26 protein-coding genes are annotated in these 26,276 nt (G+C 39.4%); 2 read left to right on the plus strand and 24 right to left on the minus strand.

The genetic code is table 11. The features are described 5' to 3' along the window. The 23 genes from DWW85_RS03885 to DWW85_RS04000 form a co-directional block, all read right to left on the minus strand. Positions 1–1,032 carry a PhoH family protein gene (locus tag DWW85_RS03885; RefSeq protein ID WP_117807766.1) on the minus strand — a complete coding sequence of 344 codons (1,032 nt, stop codon included), beginning with the start codon at positions 1,030–1,032 and terminating at the stop codon, positions 1–3. Between the two features lie 22 nt (positions 1,033–1,054). After that, on the minus strand, positions 1,055–2,308 hold the full coding sequence (yqfD, locus tag DWW85_RS03890; protein WP_117807574.1) for a sporulation protein YqfD: 1,254 nt from the start codon (positions 2,306–2,308) through the stop codon (positions 1,055–1,057). Positions 2,309–2,629: 321 nt separating this feature from the next. Next, positions 2,630–2,812 (minus strand): hypothetical protein, encoded by a 183-nt coding sequence (locus DWW85_RS03900; RefSeq protein WP_117807575.1) that lies wholly within the window; start codon positions 2,810–2,812, stop codon positions 2,630–2,632. 417 nt (positions 2,813–3,229) lie between these two features. Then, entirely contained in the window at positions 3,230–3,406 is a 177-nt protein-coding gene (gene rpsU, locus DWW85_RS03905; RefSeq protein WP_008400815.1) for a 30S ribosomal protein S21, read from the minus strand. A gap of 133 nt (positions 3,407–3,539) precedes the next feature. Further along, complete coding sequence (alaS, locus tag DWW85_RS03910) at positions 3,540–6,173, minus strand: alanine--tRNA ligase (protein WP_179960542.1); 2,634 nt, start codon at positions 6,171–6,173, stop codon at positions 3,540–3,542. A 45-nt stretch (positions 6,174–6,218) separates the two neighbouring features. Then, positions 6,219–7,481: a bifunctional phosphoribosyl-AMP cyclohydrolase/phosphoribosyl-ATP diphosphatase HisIE gene (gene hisIE, locus DWW85_RS03915; RefSeq protein ID WP_008400812.1), complete on the minus strand. Its 1,263-nt coding sequence runs from the start codon at positions 7,479–7,481 to the stop codon at positions 6,219–6,221. A gap of 9 nt (positions 7,482–7,490) precedes the next feature. Further along, complete coding sequence (hisB, locus tag DWW85_RS03920; RefSeq protein ID WP_117784862.1) at positions 7,491–8,084, minus strand: imidazoleglycerol-phosphate dehydratase HisB; 594 nt, start codon at positions 8,082–8,084, stop codon at positions 7,491–7,493. Positions 8,085–8,194: 110 nt separating this feature from the next. Continuing rightward, positions 8,195–9,484, minus strand: coding sequence for a histidinol dehydrogenase (gene hisD / locus DWW85_RS03925; protein WP_021943840.1), 1,290 nt, complete (start codon positions 9,482–9,484; stop codon positions 8,195–8,197). Between the two features lie 2 nt (positions 9,485–9,486). Then, positions 9,487–10,134, minus strand: coding sequence for an ATP phosphoribosyltransferase (hisG, locus tag DWW85_RS03930; protein ID WP_021943839.1), 648 nt, complete (start codon positions 10,132–10,134; stop codon positions 9,487–9,489). A 67-nt stretch (positions 10,135–10,201) separates the two neighbouring features. Next, the gene (hisZ, locus tag DWW85_RS03935) at positions 10,202–11,458 is read right to left on the minus strand and encodes an ATP phosphoribosyltransferase regulatory subunit (RefSeq protein WP_117784865.1); all 1,257 of its coding nucleotides are present in this window, start codon (positions 11,456–11,458) and stop codon (positions 10,202–10,204) included. Positions 11,459–11,587: 129 nt separating this feature from the next. Further along, entirely contained in the window at positions 11,588–12,121 is a 534-nt protein-coding gene (locus DWW85_RS03940; protein ID WP_008400805.1) for a Holliday junction resolvase RecU, read from the minus strand. A 58-nt stretch (positions 12,122–12,179) separates the two neighbouring features. Beyond that, entirely contained in the window at positions 12,180–13,166 is a 987-nt protein-coding gene (locus DWW85_RS03945; protein WP_117807577.1) for an RluA family pseudouridine synthase, read from the minus strand. Positions 13,167–13,175: 9 nt separating this feature from the next. After that, complete coding sequence (locus DWW85_RS03950) at positions 13,176–13,751, minus strand: hypothetical protein (RefSeq protein ID WP_117807578.1); 576 nt, start codon at positions 13,749–13,751, stop codon at positions 13,176–13,178. Between the two features lie 77 nt (positions 13,752–13,828). Further along, entirely contained in the window at positions 13,829–14,587 is a 759-nt protein-coding gene (locus DWW85_RS03955) for an SDR family NAD(P)-dependent oxidoreductase (RefSeq protein WP_226801008.1), read from the minus strand. Continuing rightward, the gene (locus DWW85_RS03960; protein ID WP_117807580.1) at positions 14,584–15,966 is read right to left on the minus strand and encodes an RsmB/NOP family class I SAM-dependent RNA methyltransferase; all 1,383 of its coding nucleotides are present in this window, start codon (positions 15,964–15,966) and stop codon (positions 14,584–14,586) included. The genes DWW85_RS03955 and DWW85_RS03960 overlap by 4 nt, the downstream gene beginning before the upstream one ends. A 3-nt stretch (positions 15,967–15,969) precedes the next feature. Next, entirely contained in the window at positions 15,970–16,770 is an 801-nt protein-coding gene (locus DWW85_RS03965) for a GTP pyrophosphokinase family protein (protein WP_117784869.1), read from the minus strand. Positions 16,771–16,797: 27 nt separating this feature from the next. Then, a complete protein-coding gene (locus tag DWW85_RS03970; protein ID WP_117807581.1) occupies positions 16,798–17,628 on the minus strand; it encodes a tetratricopeptide repeat protein in 831 nt (276 codons plus the stop codon). 16 nt (positions 17,629–17,644) lie between these two features. Next, positions 17,645–18,823, minus strand: coding sequence for a phosphoribosylaminoimidazolecarboxamide formyltransferase (locus tag DWW85_RS03975; protein WP_117807582.1), 1,179 nt, complete (start codon positions 18,821–18,823; stop codon positions 17,645–17,647). Between the two features lie 27 nt (positions 18,824–18,850). Beyond that, positions 18,851–19,564, minus strand: a complete 714-nt coding sequence (locus DWW85_RS03980; protein WP_117807583.1) for an IMP cyclohydrolase — start codon at positions 19,562–19,564, stop codon at positions 18,851–18,853. A gap of 114 nt (positions 19,565–19,678) precedes the next feature. Further along, positions 19,679–19,996 (minus strand): thioredoxin, encoded by a 318-nt coding sequence (gene trxA / locus DWW85_RS03985; RefSeq protein WP_117807584.1) that lies wholly within the window; start codon positions 19,994–19,996, stop codon positions 19,679–19,681. A 333-nt stretch (positions 19,997–20,329) separates the two neighbouring features. Beyond that, entirely contained in the window at positions 20,330–22,819 is a 2,490-nt protein-coding gene (locus DWW85_RS03990) for a ferrous iron transporter B (RefSeq protein WP_117807585.1), read from the minus strand. Positions 22,820–22,916: 97 nt separating this feature from the next. Beyond that, positions 22,917–23,138 carry a ferrous iron transport protein A gene (locus DWW85_RS03995; RefSeq protein WP_008400791.1) on the minus strand — a complete coding sequence of 74 codons (222 nt, stop codon included), beginning with the start codon at positions 23,136–23,138 and terminating at the stop codon, positions 22,917–22,919. Positions 23,139–23,300: 162 nt separating this feature from the next. Then, positions 23,301–23,513: a FeoA family protein gene (locus DWW85_RS04000; protein ID WP_117807586.1), complete on the minus strand. Its 213-nt coding sequence runs from the start codon at positions 23,511–23,513 to the stop codon at positions 23,301–23,303. A gap of 261 nt (positions 23,514–23,774) precedes the next feature. Between DWW85_RS04000 and DWW85_RS04005 the strand changes: the two genes are divergently transcribed. Further along, positions 23,775–23,921: a FeoB-associated Cys-rich membrane protein gene (locus tag DWW85_RS04005; RefSeq protein ID WP_117807587.1), complete on the plus strand. Its 147-nt coding sequence runs from the start codon at positions 23,775–23,777 to the stop codon at positions 23,919–23,921. A gap of 79 nt (positions 23,922–24,000) precedes the next feature. Continuing rightward, positions 24,001–24,378 carry a metal-dependent transcriptional regulator gene (locus DWW85_RS04010; RefSeq protein ID WP_117807588.1) on the plus strand — a complete coding sequence of 126 codons (378 nt, stop codon included), beginning with the start codon at positions 24,001–24,003 and terminating at the stop codon, positions 24,376–24,378. 25 nt (positions 24,379–24,403) lie between these two features. Here the strand turns inward: DWW85_RS04010 and DWW85_RS04015 are convergent, their stop codons facing one another. Continuing rightward, positions 24,404–26,101 (minus strand): S8 family peptidase, encoded by a 1,698-nt coding sequence (locus DWW85_RS04015; protein ID WP_117807589.1) that lies wholly within the window; start codon positions 26,099–26,101, stop codon positions 24,404–24,406. Positions 26,102–26,276: the final 175 nt, after the last annotated feature.

Consider the following 26,276-nt stretch of genomic DNA (forward strand, 5'->3'; position numbering starts at 1 on the left):
TTACCTTTTTCTTTTATTATTTCGGCTCTCTCCGTATCGTCTGCCATCGTTTTGGTTACGATTTTCCTGCTCCGAACGCTGTTTTTTCTGCCTGTTCTGCTTCTCCTCGTAAACCTCATATGCATTTACGATCTTCTGTACCAGCGGATGTCTTACAACATCAAGACTTGTCAGATGGCAGACACTGATTTCTTCGATATTTTTGATAACGGTCAAAGCTACTTCCAGTCCCGATCTTGTCTCAAACGGAAGGTCTTTCTGGGAAAGGTCACCGGTAATGATTGCTTTCGATCCAAAACCAATACGGGTTAAGAACATCTTCATCTGTGCCGGTGTTGTATTCTGTGCCTCGTCCAGTACAATATAAGCATTGTCCAGTGTACGTCCCCGCATATATGCAAGTGGTGCTACTTCAATCAGACCTTTTTCCATATTCTTGGCAAAGGACTCCGGTCCCATGATCTCATATAATGCATCATAAAGCGGTCTTAAATAAGGATCGACCTTGCTCTGCAAATCTCCCGGAAGAAATCCAAGCTTTTCGCCAGCTTCAATTGCCGGGCGTGTCAAAATGATCCGGTTTACTTCACCATTCTTAAAAGCAGTGATCGCTTTTGCCATTGCAAGATATGTTTTACCGGTTCCAGCAGGACCTACACCGAATACGATCATGGATTTATCGATTGCATTTACATATGCCTTCTGTCCATGTGTTTTTGGTTTGATCGGTTTGCCATTGATCGTGTGACATATGATATCCCGATCCAGATCAGCAATATTTTCCTGTGTTTCCTGAGGATGATCCTTAGACATGGCAATCGTATAATCAACCTTCTGTTCATCGATCGCAGTACCTCTGGCTGCAACTGCAAATAACTGAATCAGTACATGAACCGCCTGCTCCACGTCTTTTTCTTCTCCTGAAACCTTCAGCTTATCATCGCGCAGGATCATAGAAACATGAAATGCTTTTTCTATTTTTTTTGCATGTACATCAAATTGTCCAAATACATTCTGAACGTATTCGGACATAACTGTAATTGATTTGCTGAATTCACTCAAGCGTCTGTTCCTCACTTATAATCTGTAATTCATGCGGAATCCCGATCAACTGTCTTACGGTTATATCTCCTTCCGCAAGACATTCATCTCCGCTATTCGTTATTTTAACATTATTTTCTATTATTTGCACCCCTTTTTCTTGCAAATTGCCAATATAACGACTTAATTTTTCTTTTACTGACGCAGCCGCCGCTTCCATGGATACTGTTTCTTTTTTTAACCGGTACTCCTTTATTGTGTATGCTTCTATCTGAAATGGCAGGTAAAAATTCTTACCTATATGAAGCCGGCTCGTATCACTGAACAAATCATATGCTTCGAAAGAGCATTTTGGTACATAAGGGGTAAGGCTGTACTGAAATGCACCAAAGGAATAATAGCTCTTTTCATTTCCTGTATATTCTTTGGAATAGCAGGATAACGGAACTATATCTTTGTAATGATATACACAGATTCCATATACAGTTCCTTCTGCAGATACATAATTTGTATCCAGAACTTCATTATTATCATCATACAGATAAACTGCACCAGAGATCAGGATATCGCCTTTCTTCACATCATCTCCAGCCTTTACTACCGGTGTTCCGGATGCTGTTACGATCTCCGTGATCGTACAGTCCTGTGAAGCAATGATGTTGCATGGTTCTTTCATGGAGGTATCCGTAAATACATTCAATGTTTCCGTGATCTCCACCGACAGCTTTGTTCCCGTAAGCGCACATGATATCCAGGCGATATCTTCAAAGTCTTTCCGGAGATTTTTCTCCAGCTCTGCGCAGTCTACTTTTGACTTTGGAGTTCCGGTCTGCACATAATATTCATTGATATGTTGTAGTATCTCATCCGATGTATAATCTGATTCACCGGAAACGGAAATTTCCCATATAAATAACGATTGAATATAGATCAGAACAGCAAACAAGATAAACCCAGCCACAAACGGAATTCTTTTTTTATTTTTTCGAATAAACTCGCGAATACCATATACTCTTAGAACCTCTACATCACTTCCTGTTTTCCGTGCAGGTTCTTCCAATCGTGCTATATCCTTTGAAGCAGTAAAAAAGAATATTTCATCTTCTTTCTGCTCCAGATTCCAAAGTTTAATATCTCTGGCTTTGCACAGATTTACAAAACGGTTGATATGAATGCCGCGAAGATGAATTTTTGCAAATCCATACAGATACCTTAATATAATATCAAACATCCGGTTTCCCCCTTCTATGTACACAATATTATTCATAATTGATATATAGAATGTTGCCTGATATCTTCAGTTCTTCCGGACAATAATATTCAATTTTCAGGCAAATTCCATTTATCGATATAGTATTTTTTTTTGTTTTTACAAGGATCCGGGTATCCGAACAGGATATAATACATTTATAGTTTTCAATATAGATAATGTGATTATCATGAATAGTGATTTTGGATGAACTTTTTTTTATGTCCGGGGTGACATCCGGCACATCATATAGACTGTTATGATTAAATGGAAGCTGCATGATCTGATATCCCACTAACTTTATATCTATATTATGTTGGTTGGGTATCAGATTATGACTTACTCTTTATTCTCTTTAAGATTATGGACACAGATAAAATTAACCAGAACGGCATTTCCTACAATCATTCCATAGGTAACTGCCTTTAATATATTTCCGGTCATATCGCCAAATGCAAAAATACTTAAGATCAGTGCTCCCCAGGCAAAGATTATTGCAAGAATATTAATTGCGTTTTTCATATTCGTTTGTCCCCTTCGTTTTTGTATATTAATTTCATCATATATTATAGTGATGTCAGCGTCAACTTTTTTGCGTTTGTAAGAACATTTCATGTTCTTACACCGTGCCATCATACCTAATTGTTTCGCATACGTTTTATATATTCTTTTTTTGTGTCTATAAGAACATTTCATGTTCTTACGTCGCACCATCTCGCCTAAATGTTTCGCATCCGTTTTATATATTCTTTTTTTGCGTCTATAAGAACATTTCATGTTCTTACGCCGCACCATCTCGCCTATCGGCTCGATGCCGCTCATTCGCCAAATACAGATTTTCGTGTAAACACGAAATCTGTATTTGGCTCATTTACGCAAAAAAAGAGTACCGATTGCTCGGTACTCAAAAAAATCATATTTACTAATCCAAACTATAGATTATTTATATTTGCGCTTTCTAGCTGCCTCTGATTTCTTTTTACGTCTAACGCTTGGCTTTTCGTAATGTTCTCTCTTACGAATCTCCTGCTGGATACCAGCCTTCGCACAATTTCTCTTGAATCTGCGAAGAGCGCTATCTAATGTTTCGTTTTCTTTAACTATTACATTTGACATTCTCTCACCTGACCTCCCTCCAGTTGTGTACTATGCTAATAAAATAACAACTGTTTGGGTATTATTTAAGCACGAAGTCAATTATAACATATATTATTGAAACGTCAACAAAAAATTTTATTATTTTCTATTTTTAGGCATTTAACTGTTCTTTGGCTATTTCTACTGCTTTTGCAAGTGCATCTGCAATACCGGCAGAATTCTTTCCCCCGGCTTGAGCCATGTTTGGACGACCACCGCCGCCACCGCCTACAAGTGCTGCAGACGCTTTGATAATATTTCCTGCATGTGCTCCCTTCTTTACAGCATCGTCTGTTGCCATAGCGATCAGATTTACCTTACCATCCTTTGCGGAAGCAAGAACGACAACCGATGTTCCAAGCTTGTTCTTGAAATCATCTCCCAGATTACGAAGTGCATTCATATCTGTATCTTCTACGCAGGTAGCAAGAACCTTTACGCCATTTACATCTACTGCATCTGCAAGTGCATCTCCGGCAGAATTCTTTGCCAGCTTATCCTTTAACTTGGAGTTTTCAGATGTAAGAGCTTTGATCTCAGCGAGCATTGTCTCGATCTTTTCAGCCAGCTTTGCAGGTTCAGCTTTTGCTGCCTTTGCCGCTGCTTTTAATTCATCTTCCATCTCTTTATAATAATTAAATGCGCCAACAGAAGTCAGTGCTTCGATTCTTCTTACTCCGGCAGCAACACCCATTTCAGAGATGATCTTAAATGTACCGATCACACCGGTATTTGGAACATGAGTACCACCACAGAACTCAACAGAAAAGTCATCCATAGATACAACTCGAACCTTCTCGCCGTACTTGTCGCCAAACAATGCCATAGCACCTGTCTTCTTGGCATCTTCAATACTCATAACCTCTGTCTTAACCTTAAGATCCTTATCGATCTGTTCATTTACGATTGCTTCCACCTTGGCGATCTCTTCAGGAGTCATAGCCTGGAAATGTGTAAAGTCGAATCTTAAACGGTCTTCGGATACATAAGAACCAGCCTGTTCTACATGATCACCAAGGACCATCTTTAAGGCTTTCTGGAGCAGATGTGTAGCGGAATGATTCTTACATATCAGTGCACGTCTGTCTGCTGTTACAGAAAGCTTCGCTGTGCTTCCATTCTTTAATTCACCGGATTCAACATAGCCAAGATGTGCGATCTTATCACCGGCAACCTTGATCGTATCTTTAACGATGAAACGTCCGCTCTCTGTCTCGATCACACCGGAATCACCGATCTGACCACCCATAGTAGCATAAAATGGTGTCTCTGCTGTGATGATCGAACCGTTTGTGCCTTCGGGAATAACATCAACCAGTTCGGATGTTACCTGATCGCCCTCTTTATATTCTGCTGTTATGGCAATGATATTGGAAGATGCTTCTACCTTGTCATAACCAATGAATTTACTTGTAAGAGCTGTGTCGATGTCTTCATAAATAGTTGAATCTGCTCCCATGTAGTTTGATACTTTTCTTGATTTACGAGCAGTCTCTCTCTGCTTGTCCATAGCCTTATTAAAGCCTTCCGTATCAACCTCGATGCCCTTTTCTTCCAGAATCTCTTTTGTCAGATCAAGAGGGAAACCATAGGTATCATATAACTTAAATGCATTTTCGCCATTTATTACTTTTTTGCCGCTGTTATTTAACTCCTCAACGAAGCCGTTCAGAATTGATAATCCCTGATCGATCGTCTTATTGAAGTTTTCTTCTTCTGTATTGATACAGGTAAAGATATGTGCTTTCTTTTCTTCCAGCTCCGGATATGCATCCTTAGAAACTTCGATTACTGTCTTTGAAAGTTCTGCAAGGAATCTGCCTTCGATACCAAGTAATCTGCCATGTCTTGCTGCACGACGGAGAAGACGTCTTAATACATAACCTCGTCCTTCATTTGATGGAAGGATACCGTCAGATGCCATAAAGGTAACAGAACGGATATGATCAGTAATAACACGGATCGATACATCTGTCTTCTCGTCTTCCATGTATTTCACGCCAGCCATCTCACATACTTTATCACGCAACGCTTTGATCGTATCAACGTCAAAGATGGAATCTACATCCTGAACAACAACAGCCAGACGCTCCAGTCCCATACCGGTATCGATATTCTTCTGAACCAGTTCTGTATAGTTGTTATGGCCGTCATTTTCAAACTGGGTAAATACGTTGTTCCATACTTCCATGTAACGGTCACAGTCACAACCTACTGTACAGCCGGGCTTACCGCATCCGTACTTTTCGCCTCTGTCATAATAGATTTCGGAACATGGACCACAAGGACCTGCGCCATGCTCCCAGAAGTTATCTTCTTTCCCAAAACGGAAAATTCTCTCCGGTGCAATTCCGATCTCTTTATTCCAGATATCAAATGCTTCGTTATCATCCTCGTAGATAGATGGATATAAACGGTTCTCATCTAAGCCTACAACTTTGGTCAGAAACTCCCATGACCATGAAATTGCTTCATGCTTGAAGTAATCGCCGAATGAGAAGTTACCTAACATTTCAAAGAATGTACCATGTCTTGCAGTCTTACCTACATTTTCGATATCACCGGTACGGATACACTTCTGGCAGGTGGTCACACGTCTTCTTGGAGGGATCTCCTGTCCTGTAAAGTAAGGCTTTAATGGTGCCATACCTGAGTTGATCAATAACAAACTATTATCATTATGTGGAATCAGTGAGAAGCTGTTCATCTTCAGATGTCCCTTGCTCTCAAAAAATTCCAGAAACATTTTTCTTAACTGATTTACGCCATATTTTTCCACTGTTTTCTCCTCCTACCTTCTATCAGCCAGTTCTTTGGTAATATCAGTCCAACTGACACCTCTTTCAACCATAAGAACCATAAGGTGATACAAGAAATCTGATATCTCATATTTTATTTCATCTGAATCAGGATTCTTGGCAGCAATTACAATCTCTGTTGCCTCTTCGCCAACCTTTTTCAGTATTTTGTCAATTCCTTTGTCAAACAGATAATTTGTATAGGAACCTTCCTTTGGATGATTTCTTCTGTCAACGATAATATCGTATTCTTCTTCAAATACCTTTAACGGATTGGTATTATCGTATTCCTTCTTAACCAGATCCGTAAAGAAACAGGTCGGGCTGCCGGTATGACAGGCTGCACCGATCTGGGAAACCTCTGCAAGCAGGGTATCTTTATCACAGTCTAATTTTAATGATTTTAAGAACTGGAAATGACCGGATGTCTCACCCTTTGTCCAAAGCTCCTGTCTGCTTCTGCTGTAATATGTCATTCTGCCGGTTGCGATCGTCTTTTCAAAGGATTCCTTATTCATATATGCCATCATAAGAACTTCCCCGGTCTTATAATGCTGTGTGATACATGGAATCAGCCCGTCAGAATTCAGCTTGAATTCATCAAAGGATACTGCACTTTCAAATGTATTAACCGGAATGCCTTCTTTTCTGCATTCCTGCTTTATCTCCATTATATCCATTTGTTTCAGATTATATAAAGAAATGGATTCAGCATTTGTCTTTTCAAGCATCTCACAGATTGCTTCCCCATTTGTTGAATAGGTGGAAACAATAACAGGAAGTGCTACACGGTTTTTGATCTCATTTACGATATCCATATATTCAGGAACCATATTATTATGTAATAACAGGAGCTCACCCGCTCCGAGTTCCTTAAGCTGCTCTGCATAGGCTACAGGCTCTTTACATTCGCTCAGGTCAATCGTTACGATGATACGTTCTGAACCAAAACGGTCAGCGGCTTCCGTTACAAGCTCCGGTGTATTTAATGCTGCTGATTTCATACAAACCTTGGAAGCACCTGCATATAACATCTTCTTGATATCTTCCAGTCTTCTTACTCCACCACATGCGATCAATGGAATATCGACATTCTTGCAGATCTCCTTGATAACTGCAATATTCGCTTCTCTGCCTTCCTTTGTTGCTTTACTGTCAAAATATGCAATCTCATCTGCACCGGCATCATTATAGAACTTTGCCATTTCAAGTGCATTCTCAAGATCCAGACATGGAATAATTTTCTTATAACTCATAGTACCTCCTTAAAGTGAACCTTTGGTAGATAACACTTTACCATTTAATCTGTCGTCTATAGAAGTTGCTTCATCTAAAGCTTTTGCAAATGCCTTAAAAGCTGCTTCGATGATATGATGGTCATTGGAACCGGAGAACTGCTTCAGGTTCAGATTCATCTCCGCACCATAGGATACTGCATAGAAGAATTCCTTTACCATCTGTGTATCAAAATATCCAACCCGCTCTGTTGTCAAGTTCAGATCATAAACAAGATATGGTCTTCCGGAAAGGTCGATCGCACACATAACAAGCGTTTCATCCATAGGAAGAAAGAAATTACCGAATCGCTTAATGGATTTTTTATCTCCAAGCGCACCTTTGATCGCTTTTCCGAGAACAATTCCCGTATCTTCTATCGTATGATGACAATCCACATACAGATCACCCTTTACGGTCAGATTCAGATCAAAAAATCCGTGCTTGGCAAAGCTTGTCAGCATATGATCGAAAAATCCGATACCGGTATCGATCTTTGCATCTCCCTTTCCATCCAGATTTAATTCCAGAACAATATCTGTCTCGCTGGTTTTTCTTGTGCATTTTACTGCTCTATCCGCCATATCTTTTCTCCCTTGTTTTTATACATTTTTCTCCCGATACTTTGGCAACTACAAGCACAGGCGGACTGATAATACAGACGCCTGTGCAATCTTGGTTTCATATTATACCACTATTCAAATCTTACTGCAATAGAATTAGCATGTGCTGTAAGTTGCTCTGATTTTGCAAAGCTTTCAATGTCTTCATGTACTTCTTCAAGAGCTTCTCTGGAATAATAGATGATGCTTGATTTCTTAATGAAGTCATCCACACTTAACGGGGAGAAGAACTTCGCTGTTCCGTTTGTTGGAAGTACATGGTTCGGTCCGGCAAAATAATCACCCAGTGGTTCGGATGAATATTCACCGATGAAGATCGCACCAGCATTCTTGATCCTTGTCATAACATCAAATGGATTTGCAGTTACAATCTCCAGATGTTCGGAAGCAATTGCATTTGCTGCTTCAACCGCATCTGCCATATTATCAGCTAATAAGATATAGCCGTATGTATCAATGGATTTCCGAATGATCTCTTTTCTGGATAATACCTTTATAAATTCATCGACCTGAGCTGATACCTTTTCGGCAAGTTCTTTTGAAGTTGTGATCAGAATGGCGGATGCCATCTCATCATGCTCTGCCTGTGATAACAGATCGGCTGCAACATATCTTGGATTTGCTGTCTCATCTGCAATTACAAGGATTTCGGATGGACCTGCGATCGAATCGATGCTGACATGTCCGTATACCGCACGTTTTGCAAGTGCAACGAAGATATTTCCGGGTCCTACGATCTTATCAACCTTTGGAATGGATTCCGTTCCATATGCAAGAGCCGCGATTGCCTGTGCGCCGCCTGCCTTGTAGATAGCAGTCGCACCGGCTTCATTTGCTGCAACCAGTGTAGTCGCATATACTTCACCCTCGCTGTTACAAGGAGTGGTCATTATAATATTTTTAACACCTGCTACCTTTGCAGGCATAATGTTCATCAATACGGAAGATGGATACACAGCTTTTCCACCCGGTACATATACTCCGACAGATTCCAATGCTGTTACCTTCTGTCCAAGCATGATACCCTTCGGATCAGAATCAAACCAACTGTACTGACGCTGTTTTTCGTGATAGGTGCGAATGTTTTCTTTTGCTTTTCTGATAACCTCGATCAGTTTCTCATCTACCTGTGTATAAGCATATTCAATCTCTTCTTTTGTAACCAGAACATTTCCGGCGTTGATATCTGCTTTATCAAACTGCTTGGTATATCCAAATAATGCCTCGTCTCCACGATCTCTGACATCATTTACGATCTTCTCTACTGTATCTGCATAAGATCCGAAATTGCTTGGGCTTCTTTTTAACAGATCCTTTAAAATGTTCTTTCTGGTTTCTTCCGTCAGATTTACAATTCTCATTTTTATGCCTCCTTATTAATCAACGAATTTAAATCAGCAAGCAGCTTTCTGATTCTCTCATTTTCCATCTTTAAGCTTACCTGATTTACAACCATTCTTGCAGATAACGGACAAACTTCTTCTAAAACTTCCAGTCCGTTTTCACGAAGAGTACTTCCAGTCTCAACGATATCAACGATCACCTCTGATAAGCCAACGATCGGCGCAAGCTCGACCGAACCGTTTAATTTGATGATCTCAACCGTCTGGTTCTTCTGATTATTAAAATAATCTTTTGCAATATTCGGATATTTGCTGGCAACACGGATGATCTCATTTTTCTTCAATAATTCTTTTGCTTTATGAGGACCACAGACACACATCCGGCATTTACCGAATCCGAGATCCATTACCTCGTACAGGTTTCTGCCTTCTTCTAATATCGTATCCTTACCAACTACACCGATATCTGCTGCACCGTATTCTACATAGGTTGGTACATCTGTTGCCTTTGAAAGGAAGAACTTCAGCTTCATTTCTTCATTCACAAAGATCAGCTTTCTGGTATCCGGGTCTTTCATTTCATCGCAGGTAATTCCTATCTGTTCAAGCAATGCAAGGGTTTTCTTTGCAAGTCTGCCCTTTGCAAGTGCAAATGTTAAATATCTCATTGATTTATCTCTCCAATCTATCCATCGATCAAATTCTAATTTTGAATTTCTTTCTGTTTTTGTCCGCTTATTTCAAGGATGCGATAGCCACCTCGTTCTCATCACCGGACACAAGATCAAATACCTTGACCGTATCACTGTTTTCAAAATAAAACAGTCCGGAAAAATGCTCTCTTTTTGCATATTCCAGATAATCTTCCACTGACTTTCTGACAGATTTGCGTATCAATTCAATCTTCTTATCATTCTGGCGCAGACTCTTACCAAGACTGATCGCGGGCTCCTGATTCTCGATATCATAGAGAATGATCGTATTCGAATATTCAACCGAAACCTCGATATTCTGTCTGGACAGTGCCATGATCAGTTCTTCTACGGTAAATGCAAAACCAATAGACGGTGCATCTTTGCCAAACTGCTTTAACAGGTTATTATATCGGCCACCCTTTACAACTGCATCTCCGGTTCCGTAGGTATATCCGCGGAAGATCACGCCGGTATAATAGTTATAACCATTTAACATACTGAGATCAAAGCCGATATATTTGTCATATCCATAACAGCATAATGCCTTATAGATTCTCTGTAATCTGTGAACAGCTGCAAGTGATACCGGATTTGTAACCAGCTTTTCTGCTTGCTCTAACATGGATTCTCCACCGAATAAAGAGTCAAATGCAAGAAAGGCTTTCTTTAAAACAGGACTCAGATCCAGTTTCTTCAGATATTCTTCCAAACCAAAGAAGTTCTTAATATTGATGTATTCCTTGATCTGAAGTTCTTCGGCTTCTGTAATTCCGGCTTCTGCAACGATTCCCTTAAAGTAATCGATCTGTCCGATCTCGATCTGGAACTCGTCGATTCCAAGCGCCTTAAAAGAATCAACAACAGTTGCAATGATCTCTGCATCTGCTGCAGAAGAATCATCATTTATAAGCTCAGCACCGATCTGTGTAACTTCCTTTAATTTTCCCTGCAATTTTCTTGGGTTTGAATATGTATTTCCTGTATAGCACAGACGGATCGGAAGCTGTTCATCCTTGTAATATTTTGCTACACATCTTGCAATACTAGGTGTGATATCCGGGCGTAATACCAGCGTATTATTATCACGGTCAAAGAACTTGTACATTTCATTTGACGGTGCAGATCCCTTATCACGGTTAAATATATCAAAATACTCAAATGTAGGTGTCTCTATATCATGATAGCTGTATAACTCCAGAGTATGATGCAGCTTCTCAATAATCTTTCTTTTCTTTTTACATTCTACATCATAGGTGTCTCTTACTCCGTCCGGAGTCTGTAACAGTTTATCCTGCATCTCTTTTCCTCCTTTTATCCATGCCTATTTGCTTTATCGTATTAAAGTGATAACACGATAATTAGTTATTTCAACAATGTGCTCATTATAGGTGAGACGTTGGCATTTGTCAAGATTTTTCCTGATCCTTTATGCTCTTAACTGCAAATCTTTATCCAGAAGCTCCAGATAATGAACCAGTGCTCCATTTTTTGCATGAATAAAGAAATCCGGATTCAGTTCTTCATATTTGAAATTCTTTGCATGTCCCTCGTTCACGCGATCCATATAAGTCTTTAATTCCGAAAAACGTAAATAGTAATATTTGTTTCTATGCGTAAAAAATATGATCAGGAAGCTGACTCCCTGCTGTTCCTCATACTCTTTCATAAAATGATACTGATGCTCATGTATATTCTGTAAAGAAAACGTATCAACCGCACATTCCTTCGCATCGAAGCATATCGGAATGCCCTGTACGACACCGATGTAATCGACCGTAGAATCTTTTTCAAAATATGCCAGCGTGATCTGGCTGCTGTCTTTATCCATACGGATCGGTTTGATCGGAGTCGGGATCTTCTGGACAACTGCCAGCTTCTTTTCCCGATAATATTCATTTGTATAATTGATCAGTTCCTCAAGTGAGGAACCACGAAGTCCTCTGGAATTCCAAGTTGCCATCCGATTCTGCCTCTTTATCTTTTATCCGATTCTGCTTTTATCAAAGTTATTTTCCAAATTACCTAAATAAATCTTTTTCGATCGTCCGAAACGGTTCCGGAAGAAATGCCGAATACTCTTTTCCGCCCAGATAAGAAAGCGGACCGTCTGTTTCTTTAAATATAATGTTTCCGCAATGAAGAAGCTGGTGCTTTACATGATAAGCATCTGCAAAATACCGGTTCACTACAGGTATGCCATACTTTGTATCGCCGACTACCGGATATCCCAGATGCTTTAACTGTGCACGGATCTGATGAGACTTACCTGTAATAAGCTCAACCTTTACCAATGTATAATCATCATTTTTTTTTACCGGATAAAAGATTGAATGAATTTCTTCACTCTTGCCCTGTTTCCATGGGTAATCTGATATCCGAACTATATTTTTTGCATTATCCTTCTGTAAATAACAGGTACTGTCAAGCTTCTGTGTCACACGTCCCCGTACAAGTGTATAATAATATTTATGTAATAAATGTTCTCTTATAATTCTGGATAATTCCTGACTTCCGGTAAGACTCACCCCACAAAGAATGAGTCCGGATGTATTGCGGTCTAAACGATTGCATACAGACGGACGATAAGTTCTCAGTTCTTCAGTTGTGATATGCCCACTATCAAGCAGATAGTCGATCAATGCTTCATTAAAAGAGTAATCATCTTTTGATGCCTTCTGTGACAGGACGCCAGTCGGTTTGTCTGCGATCAGAATATTTTCATCCAAATAGATGATCTCAACCGGAATCTTCTTTTTAGAGGAAGTGCTGTGTGTTCCACTGACATCTTCCCTGAAATTGGCGATCGTTTCATCAGACATATAGATCTGGATCGTATCTCCGATATAGACGTATTCGTTTCCTTCAATTTTCTTATTGTTCAATTTGATGTTTTTCTTTCGTATCATCTTATAAACAAAGCTTGACGGTGCCTTATTCAGATATTTCAAAAGAAATTTGTTCACACGCTGTCCCGCTTCGTTCTGCGATATAATGATCTCTTTCATGCCCGACTCCTATACACCAAGTTCAAATAATTTTTCACGCATAGACTGATCCTTTACCAGATAATCTTCATCCGGTTCTTTGATCGTTTCCGCTTTCTTTATAAATTCATCCACGGTTAACGCTGTAACGATAACATATGGTTTCTTTATCATTTCAAAGGAACGTGTAATTTCTTTTTTCAGGAATTCCACATCCGGAATCTTCTTGTCAAATGCTTTCTGATATAAGAATAACATTCTGCCATCCCGCACGATCACGGCAGGGAAAAACAATATTCCTTCATATCGACTGAGCGAGATATCATACAGGATGCCGTCCCGGTTCTCATAATGGATCCCTTTTTCTATCTTCTTGTGTTCTTCCTCTGTTAAAGGCTTGAATTTGGAACACATGATAAGTGCTACGATCTGTTTGGCAAATGGCAGGCTGATCAATATCGGAAGTATGATGATCAAGGTTTTTGTTGTTTTAAACATGGCAAGCGAAAGAATTACTCCTGTCAGGATCATAACACCAAGTATAATAATACTGGTTATGATCTTTTTCTTATGTTTTTTTATATATCCATACTGTCCTTTTTCCATTGCTTTTGTCCTGTTCTGTTTTTATTATAATGTTCTTCATACCCCGGCAAATCTCTGTATTTACCGGATATCTGTCTCTATTTGATCATGGAAACGATCCAGTCATTCGGCAGCAGCTTTGTTACGATCTTAAACGCTTTCATCGTTATGCTGTAGGTAGATTCTGTCTTCAGGTAATACGCATCAAATAACGCCCGTTTTACCACATTCTTTGCTTCTACACGGAACAATCTTTTAAATGCCTTTGTATGGGAATATTTCTCGGCAACATCAAAGAACTCTGTATTGACCGGTCCCGGACATACTGCTGTCACTGTAATACCTCTGTCCTCCAATTCTTTATTTAATGCTTTTGAAAAGCTTCTAACCATGGATTTTGTTGCTGCATATACAGCAAAGGATGGCTGTGGCAGATATGCCGCTGATGATGCAATATTAATGATATTGCTCTGTTCTTTCATATATGGCAGAGTGATCTTCGTCATGGCAACTAAAGCCTTACAGTTAACATCGATCATTCCGGTAAGTTCTTCGCATACAACATCTTCTACATGTCCCATAATGCCATATCCTGCTGCATTCACCAGAACACGTACCCATGGATGTTCCTTTGCAAGCATCTTCTTATAGGCTTCAAGATCTTCCTGCTTTGTGATATCCAGCGGGAGAACAATAATCTTCTTGCCTTCAATCTCTCTTTCTAAGGCATACAAGCGTTCTGCACGCCTGGCGATCACCCATATCTCGTCGATTGTCTTATATTTTTCACTGATCTGAACAACAAACTCTCTGCCCAGTCCGGAAGAAGCTCCGGTAACGACTGCTATTTTACTCATGACATCATCCTCCATCCAGATAAATACTTATTCTTTAACGTTCCGTTTGTATTTTTTGCCCATCCAAGCGGATATCCGTCCACCAGAACAAGCACATATCCATTTTTAATTTTCTGATCCGATGCTTCGATCGTCTCGCCTTTCAGATATCTTAAAACACGGTCATCTGAAGAAGTCAGATTTACTTCATTATCAAACTGTCCTTGTTTCAGATACATAGCAAGTGACTGGCTCGGTTCAAACCGGTTCTTCTTGATCTCGCCAAGGAACAATCCCTGTCTTAACATCCGAAGCCCGGATACATCCGGCATATGTTCTGCCATATAATACAGTCTTCCTTTATTTTCCTCAATATATGCAGACCGGATCCCGGCATCCGATGAAACGTGCGCAAGGAATTCTTCTGCATTTTTATCCGGTTTACAGCCTCTGTGTATCCATGACTGAAATACCTGTGTCTGTTCTGCCTCTTTTTTATGAATAAGTGCAACAAAATGCCCTTCCCCTTCGATATGATGCGGCCATAATCTTGCACATTTTTCAAGTTCTGCATTTTCGGTCTTTCCCCACGCAGGATTTCCATTGCAAAAACCCGGATACTTCGGAACTTCGACTAATTCTAATGTATCATCCAGTGATAAAAGATATTCGATTGACTGTTCATTTTCTTCCGGAGAAAACGTACAGGTCGAATACAGCATGGTTCCACCCGGTTTTAACATTTTTACAACTTCATTTAAGATTCCACGCTGTAAACCGGCAAATAACTCAACACCATTGTTTTCCCACGCTGTTACCATTGACTGGGATTTACGGAACATTCCTTCACCGGAGCAAGGCGCATCAATCAAAATTTTATCAAAGGTCTGATAGAATTTTGTGCTCAGCTTATTCGGAGCTTCACTTACCACACACATATTACCGATCCCGAATAATTCCAGATTTTTTAATAATGCCTTAGCTCTGGAATTACTGATATCATTTGAGATCAGAAACCCGGTGCCATGAAGTTTTGCTGCAAGCTCGGTTGATTTACCTCCCGGTGCTGCACAGATATCAAGAACCACATCCCCATCTTCAACAGGAAGAATACTCGCCGGTGCCATCGCACTCGGTTCCTGAATATAATAAAGACCTGCATAATAATATGGATGTTTGGATGGTGTACATGCTTTATCATCATAATAAAAACCATTTGTTGTCCATGGTACAGGCTTTAATTCAAATGGAGAGATTTTCAAGAAATCTTCCACACTGATTTTATTTGTATTCACGCGAAGTCCATGATGCATGCCCTGATCCAGACAATTCATATATGCATCATAGTCGTCTCCTAACTGTGTCTTTATCCTGTTTGTAAATGACTCCGGTAAGTTCATAATCTATAACCCCTGTGCTTTGTATCCTTCTGCGATAATATCAAGCTGTTTGGAAAAATCCTCCAGCTTTTCCAGATCATCCTTCTGGTAAATATCATAAAATTCATTCTGTATCTTCACAACCTCACGCTGGTTGCCTACATAATACAAATTCTGAATATTTGTTAAAATATCTGCAACGATAGATGCCTTATAATTAAACGAATTCTGTGCATCCATAATCTCACCCCGGACAGATGACATTTCCTGATCCAGCGCCACAGTTGCATTTGCTGCATTTAACAGTTTTTTCCGGATATGTTCCGGCATATTATGACGATACTTATACTGAAGGGAATGCTCTATCGTTGCCCAGAAATCCATCGCCATTGTACGGATCTGAATCTCTGCCTGAATCGTCTGAAGCCCTTTAATCGTATATACATCATAATTTAATATAATATGAAAACTTCTGTACCCACTTGTTTTTGCATTCGTGATATAGTCTTTTTCTTCCCGGATTGACATATCCCTGCGATTCCTTATGATCTCTACAACCTTGTAAATATCTTCTTCGAACTGGCACATGATACGGATTCCGGCGATATCATCCATCTCTTCCACGATATGATCCATCGGAATATGTTTCTTTTGCATCTTATCCAAAATACTTGAAATTCTTTTTACACGTCCGGTTACATTCTCAATTGGAGAATACAGTCCCTGACTTCGATAATCTTTTATAATATGCTTAAATTTCAAGAGCAGTTCATCTACAGCCTGCTCATACGGAGATAATATCTCTTTCCATAATTGTATTTCCACGAATAAAATGCCTCCTGCCAATTCTAACTATTCATCATCACGGGATACTCTGGTATAAAGGAAATTATATTCATCTACACCATCCTGATACTCCGGATAAAGCTCATATAATTCTTTCGCAAGTTCATAAGCCTTATCATAGTTCTGGATCTTTTCATAATAACTGATCTCCTGCAAACGCAACTCTTTCTGGAAGGTATTATCGCTTGCAAGTCCATTATTAATATACCCATATGCATTGTCCATCTCACCGATACTGATATAATAAGCGGCATACTGGGCATACAGATATGAATTATATCCATATTTATCTATGTATTTTTCATAATTCTCAAACATATGCTCTGCATCATTCATAGATGCATAACAGGTTCCTATATACAGATATAATTCCGGATAATCCTTTACATACTGCTCCAGAACCGGGAGTGCCCCGGCATAATTGCTGTCCGAAAAGTCAGCCAATGCCTGAGCGATCTCCTTCATTTTACCGACATTCTTTTTATCTGCAGATGTCTGTTGTAAAATAGTATCATATTCTTCTACCGCTTTATCATAATCAGCGGTCTTCATATAAATATCTGCCATATACAGTCTGGTATTCTTGTCTTTATTCTGAGAAAAGATCTGTTTTTCAGAAAGTGCATCGGCAAACCGGTCAAGTGCCTTATCGTATTCTGCATTCTGATAAAATGCCAGTCCTTCATCAAAATAGCGGTCCTTATGCGATATGATCTTTGATAATATTACAACAGCCGCAAAAACAATGACCAGACAGGTGACTAAAAAGAAAAACACTTTGCCAAAATCTATATTGGATTTTCTTTTTCTGCGTCTTCTACGATTTCTTCCTGCCATAGCAATAAACTCCTGATTAGTGATGGAATAAACGGATTCCTGTAAATACCATTACCATTCCATATTTATCACATGCTTCGATTACAAGATCATCTCTGACAGATCCACCCGGCTGAGCAATGTATGCAACACCACTCTTCTTCGCACGTTCAATGTTATCTGAGAATGGGAAAAATGCATCAGAACCAAGTGTAACATTCTGATTTCCGGCAAGCCATGCTTTCTTTTCTTCTGTTGTGAATACTTCCGGCTTTACCTTGAAACGCTTCTGCCATTCGCCATCACGGAGAACATCCTCATATTCATCACCCATATATACATCAATCGCATTATCTCTGTCTGCACGTCCAAGTCCATCAACAAACTGAAGTCCCATAACCTGTGGAGACTGACGAAGCCACCAGTTATCTGCCTTCTGACCGGCAAGTCTTGTACAGTGGATTCTGGACTGCTGACCGGCTCCGATACCGATTGCCTGTCCACCTTTTACATAGCATACAGAATTAGACTGTGTGTATTTTAATGTGATCAGTGCAATCTTCATATCGATAAGAGCTTCTTCCGGTATATTTTTATTCTCTGTTACAATATTGGATAAAAGATCCTTATCGATATTCAGTTCATTTCTTCCCTGCTCAAATGTAATTCCAAATACCTGTTTGCGTTCAATCTCAGCAGGAACATAATTCTCATCGATCTGGATAATATTATAATTACCTTTCTTCTTCTTCAGAAGAAGCTCCATAGCTTCGTCTGTATACCCAGGAGCAATTACACCATCTGATACTTCACGCTTAATGAGACGGGCTGTATCTGCATCGCAGACATCTGACAATGCAATGAAATCACCAAAGGATGACATACGGTCTGCGCCTCTGGCTCTTGCATATGCACATGCAAGCGGTGACAGTTCACCAAGATCATCTACCCAGTAGATCTTTGCAAGTGTATCTGTAAGAGGAAGTCCTACCGCTGCACCTGCCGGTGATACATGCTTAAAAGATGTAGCTGCAGGAAGTCCTGTTGCCGCCTTTAATTCTTTTACAAGCTGCCATCCGTTAAATGCATCCAGAAAATTTATGTAACCCGGTTTACCGTTTAATACTGTAACCGGAAGATCACTTCCATCCTCCATATAGATTCTTGATGGCTTCTGATTTGGATTGCATCCGTATTTTAATTGAATTTCGTTCATTCTGTATTTCCTCCCGATTCATGATGATTATTTATTCTTGTTGATGATTCTTGTCTCATACTTTCCTGTTGCGATATCAATATATCTGACAAACAAAGATACCTTATTATCTTCATTCAGGCTTTCCCATACCATATTTGCAAATATATCGATATCACCTGATATACCAACTAACTTCGGTTCTCCCTCAAAGCTTGGAAGTGGATTGTCATCATGCATATATGTATGAATAAAATGTCCTTCTCCGTTTGCTGGATTCTCATATGAAAATGTATATCGGTTGCATGCCGATGAATCTCCGTTATTGCTCTTTAAGATAGACATTGCATAGTCATACTGTCCGCCTTCGATATGCATAACTCCGGAAATTCTCGGTGTATAGTTTGGACCGTCCGGTTCAAACTCGCGGCATCTCAGTGACTGTTCAAATGTAAGCTCTTTATCCATTCCATCATAAATCGTATCGGTCTGATCACCATTTGTTACAATCGTCCGGTTGCCAAGAACCCGAACCGGTGCGTAAATGATAAGACTCGGATCCTCAAGCTTGGATGGATCAAATGCTTCTGTACGGATTCCTTCGCCCTCTGTAACAAATACACGATTTCTGGAATTCACACTTCTACCCATGATAAAGTATGCAGTAACTGCCTTTGTTCCGTCTTCCGAACGTCCGATCACGATTCCTCTGCCGGGATAAGAATTACCCTTAAGTTCCTCTGATAATGATAACATTTTCATTTGTAAACCTCCGTTTAGTAAATTAGTCAATTCATGTACCCATTTATCTGGTCGCTGTCTTTCATCTTATAATAATATGCTTTCTTTTGCAAGCGTTTTGGACTGCATTCTTATCTACTGAAACTGGCGGATTGCCTGGATCAGCTCGGATTTTGGAACTGCTCCCACGATTTTCTTTATAACTTCTCCATCTTTATATAATAAAAATGTCGGAATTGATACAACCTTGTTTGCAAGTGCAAGTTCCTGATTCTCATCTACATCTACCTTGCATACCTTTACCTCTGGAAATTCGTCAGCCAATTCTTCAATGATCGGTGCAACCATTCTGCATGGTCCGCACCAGGTGGCCCAGAAATCAACCAGCGTAAGTCCCTTTGCCTTTAAAACCTGATCTTCATATTCTTTTTCATTTAAATGTGTAACTGCCATAGTAAAAACCTCCAATTCGTCATTCGTTAATTATACAGACATCTCAATCATCTTACATCTGTACTTTCAAAAAACATTTCTGACAAGTAAGTGTTCTTGTATTATAGTATACATTCATTTTCCTCTATCATACATTTATTTGTCAACTCATTTCACGGAGTTTTAATAAATATCTACATTTGTCATCTTGTCTGTCAATTCTATGAACGTCAGCCGGCAGACAGGAATTTATATAAATCTGATTTCTGTATAATAACCGATACACAAAATGCACGTTTCCACAAAGGGAAGCGCGCATCGTATTGTATGTGTATTATATGTTAGCCTTTATAATTATGCATTTAAGAATTCTTTGCTTGTCTTGACCTTCTTGTTTGGATCCGGACGGAATAACAGGAAGAAGAAAGCAACGATGATCAGGATTGCAACAACAGTGCCGATACCGAATGAACATGCACCTGTGAAGAGTCCTGCAATTCTGTAAACAACAAGGGATACAAGGTATGCAAAACCACACTGATATCCGATTGCAAACCAGAACCATTTTGCACTGTTCATCTCTCTCTTAATAGCACCCATTGCTGCGAAACATGGAGCACAGAGTAAGTTGAATACGAGGAATGAGAAACCACTTGCTGTTGTGAATGCTTTTGCAAGCTCGCTGTATACAGTGCCTTCCCCACCACCATAAAGGATACCCATAGTACCAACGATGTTTTCCTTAGCAACAAGGCCTGTAATAGATGCAACAGTTGCCTGCCAGTCGCCCCATCCCTGTGGCTTGAAGATCCAGCAGATTGCTCCACCGATCTTAGCTAAGATACTGTGGTCGATCTGATCTTCTGAAAGCATCTGGAATTTACCATCCAGAATACCGAAGTATGTTGTGAACCATACAAGGATTGTTGAGAGGAGGATGATGGTACCGGCCTTCTTAATGAATGACCAGCCACGCTCCCACATACTTCTTAATACAGAACCGATTGTCGGGATATGGTAAGGAGGTAACTCCATAACGAACGGAGCAGGATCTCCTGCGAACATCTTTGTCTTCTTTAAGATGATACCGGAGCAGATAATTGCTGCAATACCGATAAAGTAAGCACTTGTAGCAACCAGTGAAGATCCACCGAAGATCGCACCTGCGATCATAGCGATAAACGGAACCTTAGCACCACAAGGAATAAATGTTGTTGTCATAACCGTCATACGACGATCTTTTTCATTTTCAATTGTACGAGATGCCATTATACCAGGAACACCACAACCTACACCTACAAGAATAGGAATGAAGGACTTTCCCGAAAGGCCGAATTTTCTGAAGATACGGTCCATGATGAATGCGATACGTGCCATGTAGCCACAGTACTCAAGGATTGCAAGTAAGATGAACAATACAAGCATCTGAGGTACAAATCCAAGTACAGCACCAACACCGGCGATTATACCGTCAAGGATCAGTCCCTTTAACCAGTCTGCACATCCGATCTTATCAAGACCTCTTTCCGCAAGATCAGGAATGGACGGAACAAACACACCATAATCAGCAGGATCGATCTCTGCCATTTCTGTCTTGTTGAAGTATTCTACTGCATCTAAATAAGACATAGCATTTGTCTTATCTTTTTTTGCACCGGCAGGTACTTCTGAATAATATACATCGATATCGTAAGTATCAAGAGTTTCTTCATCTTCCATCTGATACTTCACACTTGCTTCTGTATTTGTATTTGCTTCGATAGCTGCCTTTGTTGCATCAACATCTATAGCATCTTCATCATCTGTTACAAGTACGCCATATGCGTCAAGTGCATTTGTAGCTGCATCGTAATCACCGGATGCTTCTTCATAATCTTTGCTTCCGATACCGAATAAATGGAAACCGTCACCAAACAGATTATCATTTGTCCAGTCTGTGCACCATGCACCGACTGTTGACATCGCAATGTAATAAACCAGCCACATTACAATGATAAAGATCGGAAGTGCAAGGATACGGTTTGTAACGATCTTATCAATCTTATCTGAGGTTGTAAGCTTTTCACCCTTTGTATTCTTCTTCACACATTTTCCGATGATAGATGAGATATATGCATATCTCTCACTGGTGATAATACTCTCTGTATCATCATCAAATTTGTCTTCCAGTGCTTTGATCTCATCTTTACAATCCGGAACACTGTCCATCTGCTCTGCAATCTTTGTGTCTTTTTCAAGAAGCTTGATCGCAAAGAATCTCTTTTTTCTTTCTTCAACTGTAAGCTTTGCACTTACGCTGTCGATTGCATCTTCAACAGCCTGATCGAAGCTATGTACACGCTTATTCTGTACTTTCTTCTGTGCTGCCGCAACCGCTTTTTCTTTTACTTCATCAATTCCAGTACCCTTTAATGCCGAGATCTCTACAACCTCGCATCCAAGTGCATTGCTCAGGTTCTTGATATCGATCTTGTCACCATTCTTCTTTACAAGATCCATCATGTTAACTGCCATGATAACCGGGATTCCCAACTCGATCAACTGTGTTGATAAGTACAGATTTCTTTCGATGTTCGTACCATCAATAATATTGATGATCGCATCCGGATATTCCTTGATCAGATAGTTTCTGGCAACAACTTCCTCTAATGTATATGGAGAAAGTGAATAAATACCGGGAAGGTCAGTGATGATAATATCTTTGTGACCCTTTAATTTTCCTTCTTTTTTCTCTACTGTTACACCAGGCCAGTTACCTACATACTGGTTTGAACCTGTAAGTGCGTTAAATAATGTTGTCTTTCCACTGTTTGGATTACCTGCCAACGCTATTTTAACTGACATTTTTATGCTCCTTCCTTTTTGTCTGTCATTTTCTATGATTCATCAAATAAGTAAATCATCTGCTTCGTTGTATGTAGGATCGGTACGATCCACACATTTATTCAACAACGATCATTTCGGCATCTGCTTTTCTTAAAGAAAGCTCATAACCGCGTACTGTTACTTCAACCGGATCACCAAGCGGTGCAACTTTTCTGACATAGATTTCTACACCTTTCGTGATTCCCATATCCATGATACGTCTCTTTACAGGTCCTTCGCCAACAAGTTTTGTTACCTTAACTGTCTGTCCGACGGCAACCTCTCTTAATGTCTTCATACCATTTTGCTCCTTCTTTTTTCTTTATACATATAAGAAAGTCTCCACATATTCAGACCGGATTCTGTGATGGCTTTTCTTCTTATACATTTTTGTATATAAACAATTGCACCGGCAGATGCCAATGTGCAAATACTTATATTTCAGTTTTTTTCGGTATCCTTATACCATAATTTTGGCTGCCATATCTTTTCCGATGGCAACTCTGGAATCTTTTACATTTACGATCATGTTACCGTTTATCTCTGAAACAACTGTTACTTCTCCACCTACGACAAAACCAAGCTTCTCAAGAAACTGTCTTGTTTCATTTTTTCCACCAACTTTGGTAATGGTCTTTGTTTCTCCAATATTCATAAAAGTTAAAGGCATCATATTCCATCTTCTTTCATAATCGTATAAATTTATCATTAAGCAATATGCTGTTTCAAATTTCATCGTTAGTATATACTAACCTACATTAGAAGTCAATAACATTTTTTAGAAAATTATAACATCATTTAGAAGCAGTTAACGCATCTTAGTCGTATATAACATAGCTATATTCTTAAAATGCAAATTTATTTATTATACTTGACATTTTTAAATGGTTAGTTTAAACTAATTACAATTATAAAATTGAAAGGTTGGATTATTATGGAGAAATATATTGGTACTATTATTGTTGCTGCCATTATTATAATTGTGTGCGTACTTGCGGTCCGTTCAATGATAAAAGATAAAAAGTCCGGAAAATCTGTTCAGTGCGGAGGAAACTGTAACAATTGTCACGGATGCCATTAGTTTTATCTTTCTTTCATTTGAACCTTATTCCGGTTTGTGATATAATTTTTTGTAAATAAATTTTTAATGGGGTAAAGCTATGTTAACAACGAATGAATCAGTTGAAAACTATCTGGAAACGATATTGGTATTAAGCAAGAAGCTTCCTGTTGTCCGTTCGGTTGATATCTCAAATGAACTTGGTTATAAGAAATCAAGCATCAGTGTTGCTATGAAGAATCTTCGTGAGAATAACTACATAACAATGAGTGATGCAGGGTTTATTTCACTCACCGATTCAGGAAAAGAAATTGCTGAGATGATATATGAACGACATGAGCTTCTCTCTGCCTGGCTTATACAGCTTGGTGTTGATCCCGATATCGCATCTGCCGATGCCTGCAAGATTGAGCATGTGATTAGTAAGGAAAGTTTTAAAGCAATTAAAGATCATGTATTAAGCGGAGCCACTCACTAGATCTTCTAGTGACTGGCTCTTTTTTCTATCGGATAGAATTTTCTACACATAAAGTTCCCCAACCAACATAGATATTTGGATACGTTCTCGCTGATTTTATCCTTTTCGCTCCCCGGATCAACGAAGCTTTCAGTTTTTCTCCATACAGAAATGGGTCATTTTCATTCACAATTCCCCACTGCATCAGCAGACATGCAGAACCTGATACAAATGGTACCGCCATAGATGTTCCCGACGCAAAGGAATAATCATTTCCCGGATATGCAGTATAAATATCCACACCGGGTGCAGCAAGATCCGGTTTAATCTGATCATTTGCTGTATAACCCCGTCCGGAAAAATATGCAAAATCATCGACATTCTGATCATAGGCCGCTACTGTGATCAGTCCTTCCGCCGTAGAAGGAATCGTTAATGTCCCAAATTCTGTTGGATTTAAGAACTCAACATTTCCGGTCAAACTTGCACGGATTGGCAGATAAGCATCCACTACCCCACTGACGATCTGCTTCGGATGGATCAAAACCTTCCATTGTCCTTTATCAATATAATTATCCTTCCCCTGAAATGAGACAAATATCTCCTGATTCCGGTTATATGGATTCGGCGTTCCATAGATTCCTTTGACAAATGTATTCCGATAAGTTCCGGTTCCAATATTCTGCGATTCACTCAAAGTCAGAACGATATCACCATTTGGTGTAATGATCATAACATCAAACCGGTCGTTATAATTTTTCCATAATTGCAGATTAAAGGATGTCACATAATCACTGACCAGCAGATCGATCATACGGTAGGAAGTATTTCCAAGGATTACCCGCTGATGTCTCCGGTTAATCGCATCATTTCCGGTTCCGGTAGATATGGAACACACCGCAAGCCTTGAAACGTCATTGATATAATTTTCCATCAACGAATCACCCTTATGAGAACCATAATTATTACCATAACTAAGATTTACAGATATCGGTTGATTACGTTCTATTCCCTTTCGCAGTGCATAATCAATTCCAAGGATCATTCCCAGTGTAGTCGGAAGTCTGGATGCCGTATCACTTCCTACTTTAATGATCAGAAGCTCCGTCTGTGGAGCTACACCGATATTGGTTCCTGCTGCTATGGCAGTCACCTGCGTACCATGACCAGAGCGATCCTCTGACGGAAGACTTCCTGTGTAGTTTCCATCTAGTATTGCATTCAGTTCTTCATTTGTATAAATGCGTCCAAGTTCGTATGGATTCACATATTCCTTCTGATATTCTGCCTGCTGGTCCCATAATTCCAGAATCCTGCTTTTTCCGTCACGTATAAATTCATTATGCCGGTAATCAATACCAGAATCTATAACTGCAAGAAGGGTTCCGTTTCCATCCAGTCCGTAGTTATTAATGAAGGTTCCGGACAGGCAGGAGGCATACTGCGCATAGGATACCTGCTGATCTACACTCTTTGGTTTATCCACATACAGGATTCTGGAATCTGCTGCAAATGCATTGATATACACTTCCTTTATTTCTATAATTGCATATCCAGCCAGCAGATAATAGATCCGTGTCAGATATCGATCCACCAAATCTGTAATATCATCATTATAACGGATCAGAAGCTGCCAACTCCGATCTTTTGCATTGTATCCAACATACAGCTCCGATTCGCTGTCCTCATATGACTGCATGGTCTCCAGTGCAAGTTCCAATTGCGTATCAATATTATTTTCCATTTTCCCTTACTATCCCGCTTTTTATGTATTATTTTTATCTCTTAATCATATGATTTTTTATTGATATTTAGAATATTCTTATGATTTCATCAAATGTTGTTAATTGTTTGAAAATATCGAAAAATGTAAGTAAAGTTGGAACTTTTCCACATTATCAACATATTTATACACAAAA

It is taken from the genome of Clostridium sp. AF17-21AC (genome assembly GCF_003461365.1).
Taxonomy (GTDB): domain Bacteria; phylum Bacillota; class Clostridia; order Lachnospirales; family Lachnospiraceae; genus Coprococcus; species Coprococcus ammoniilyticus.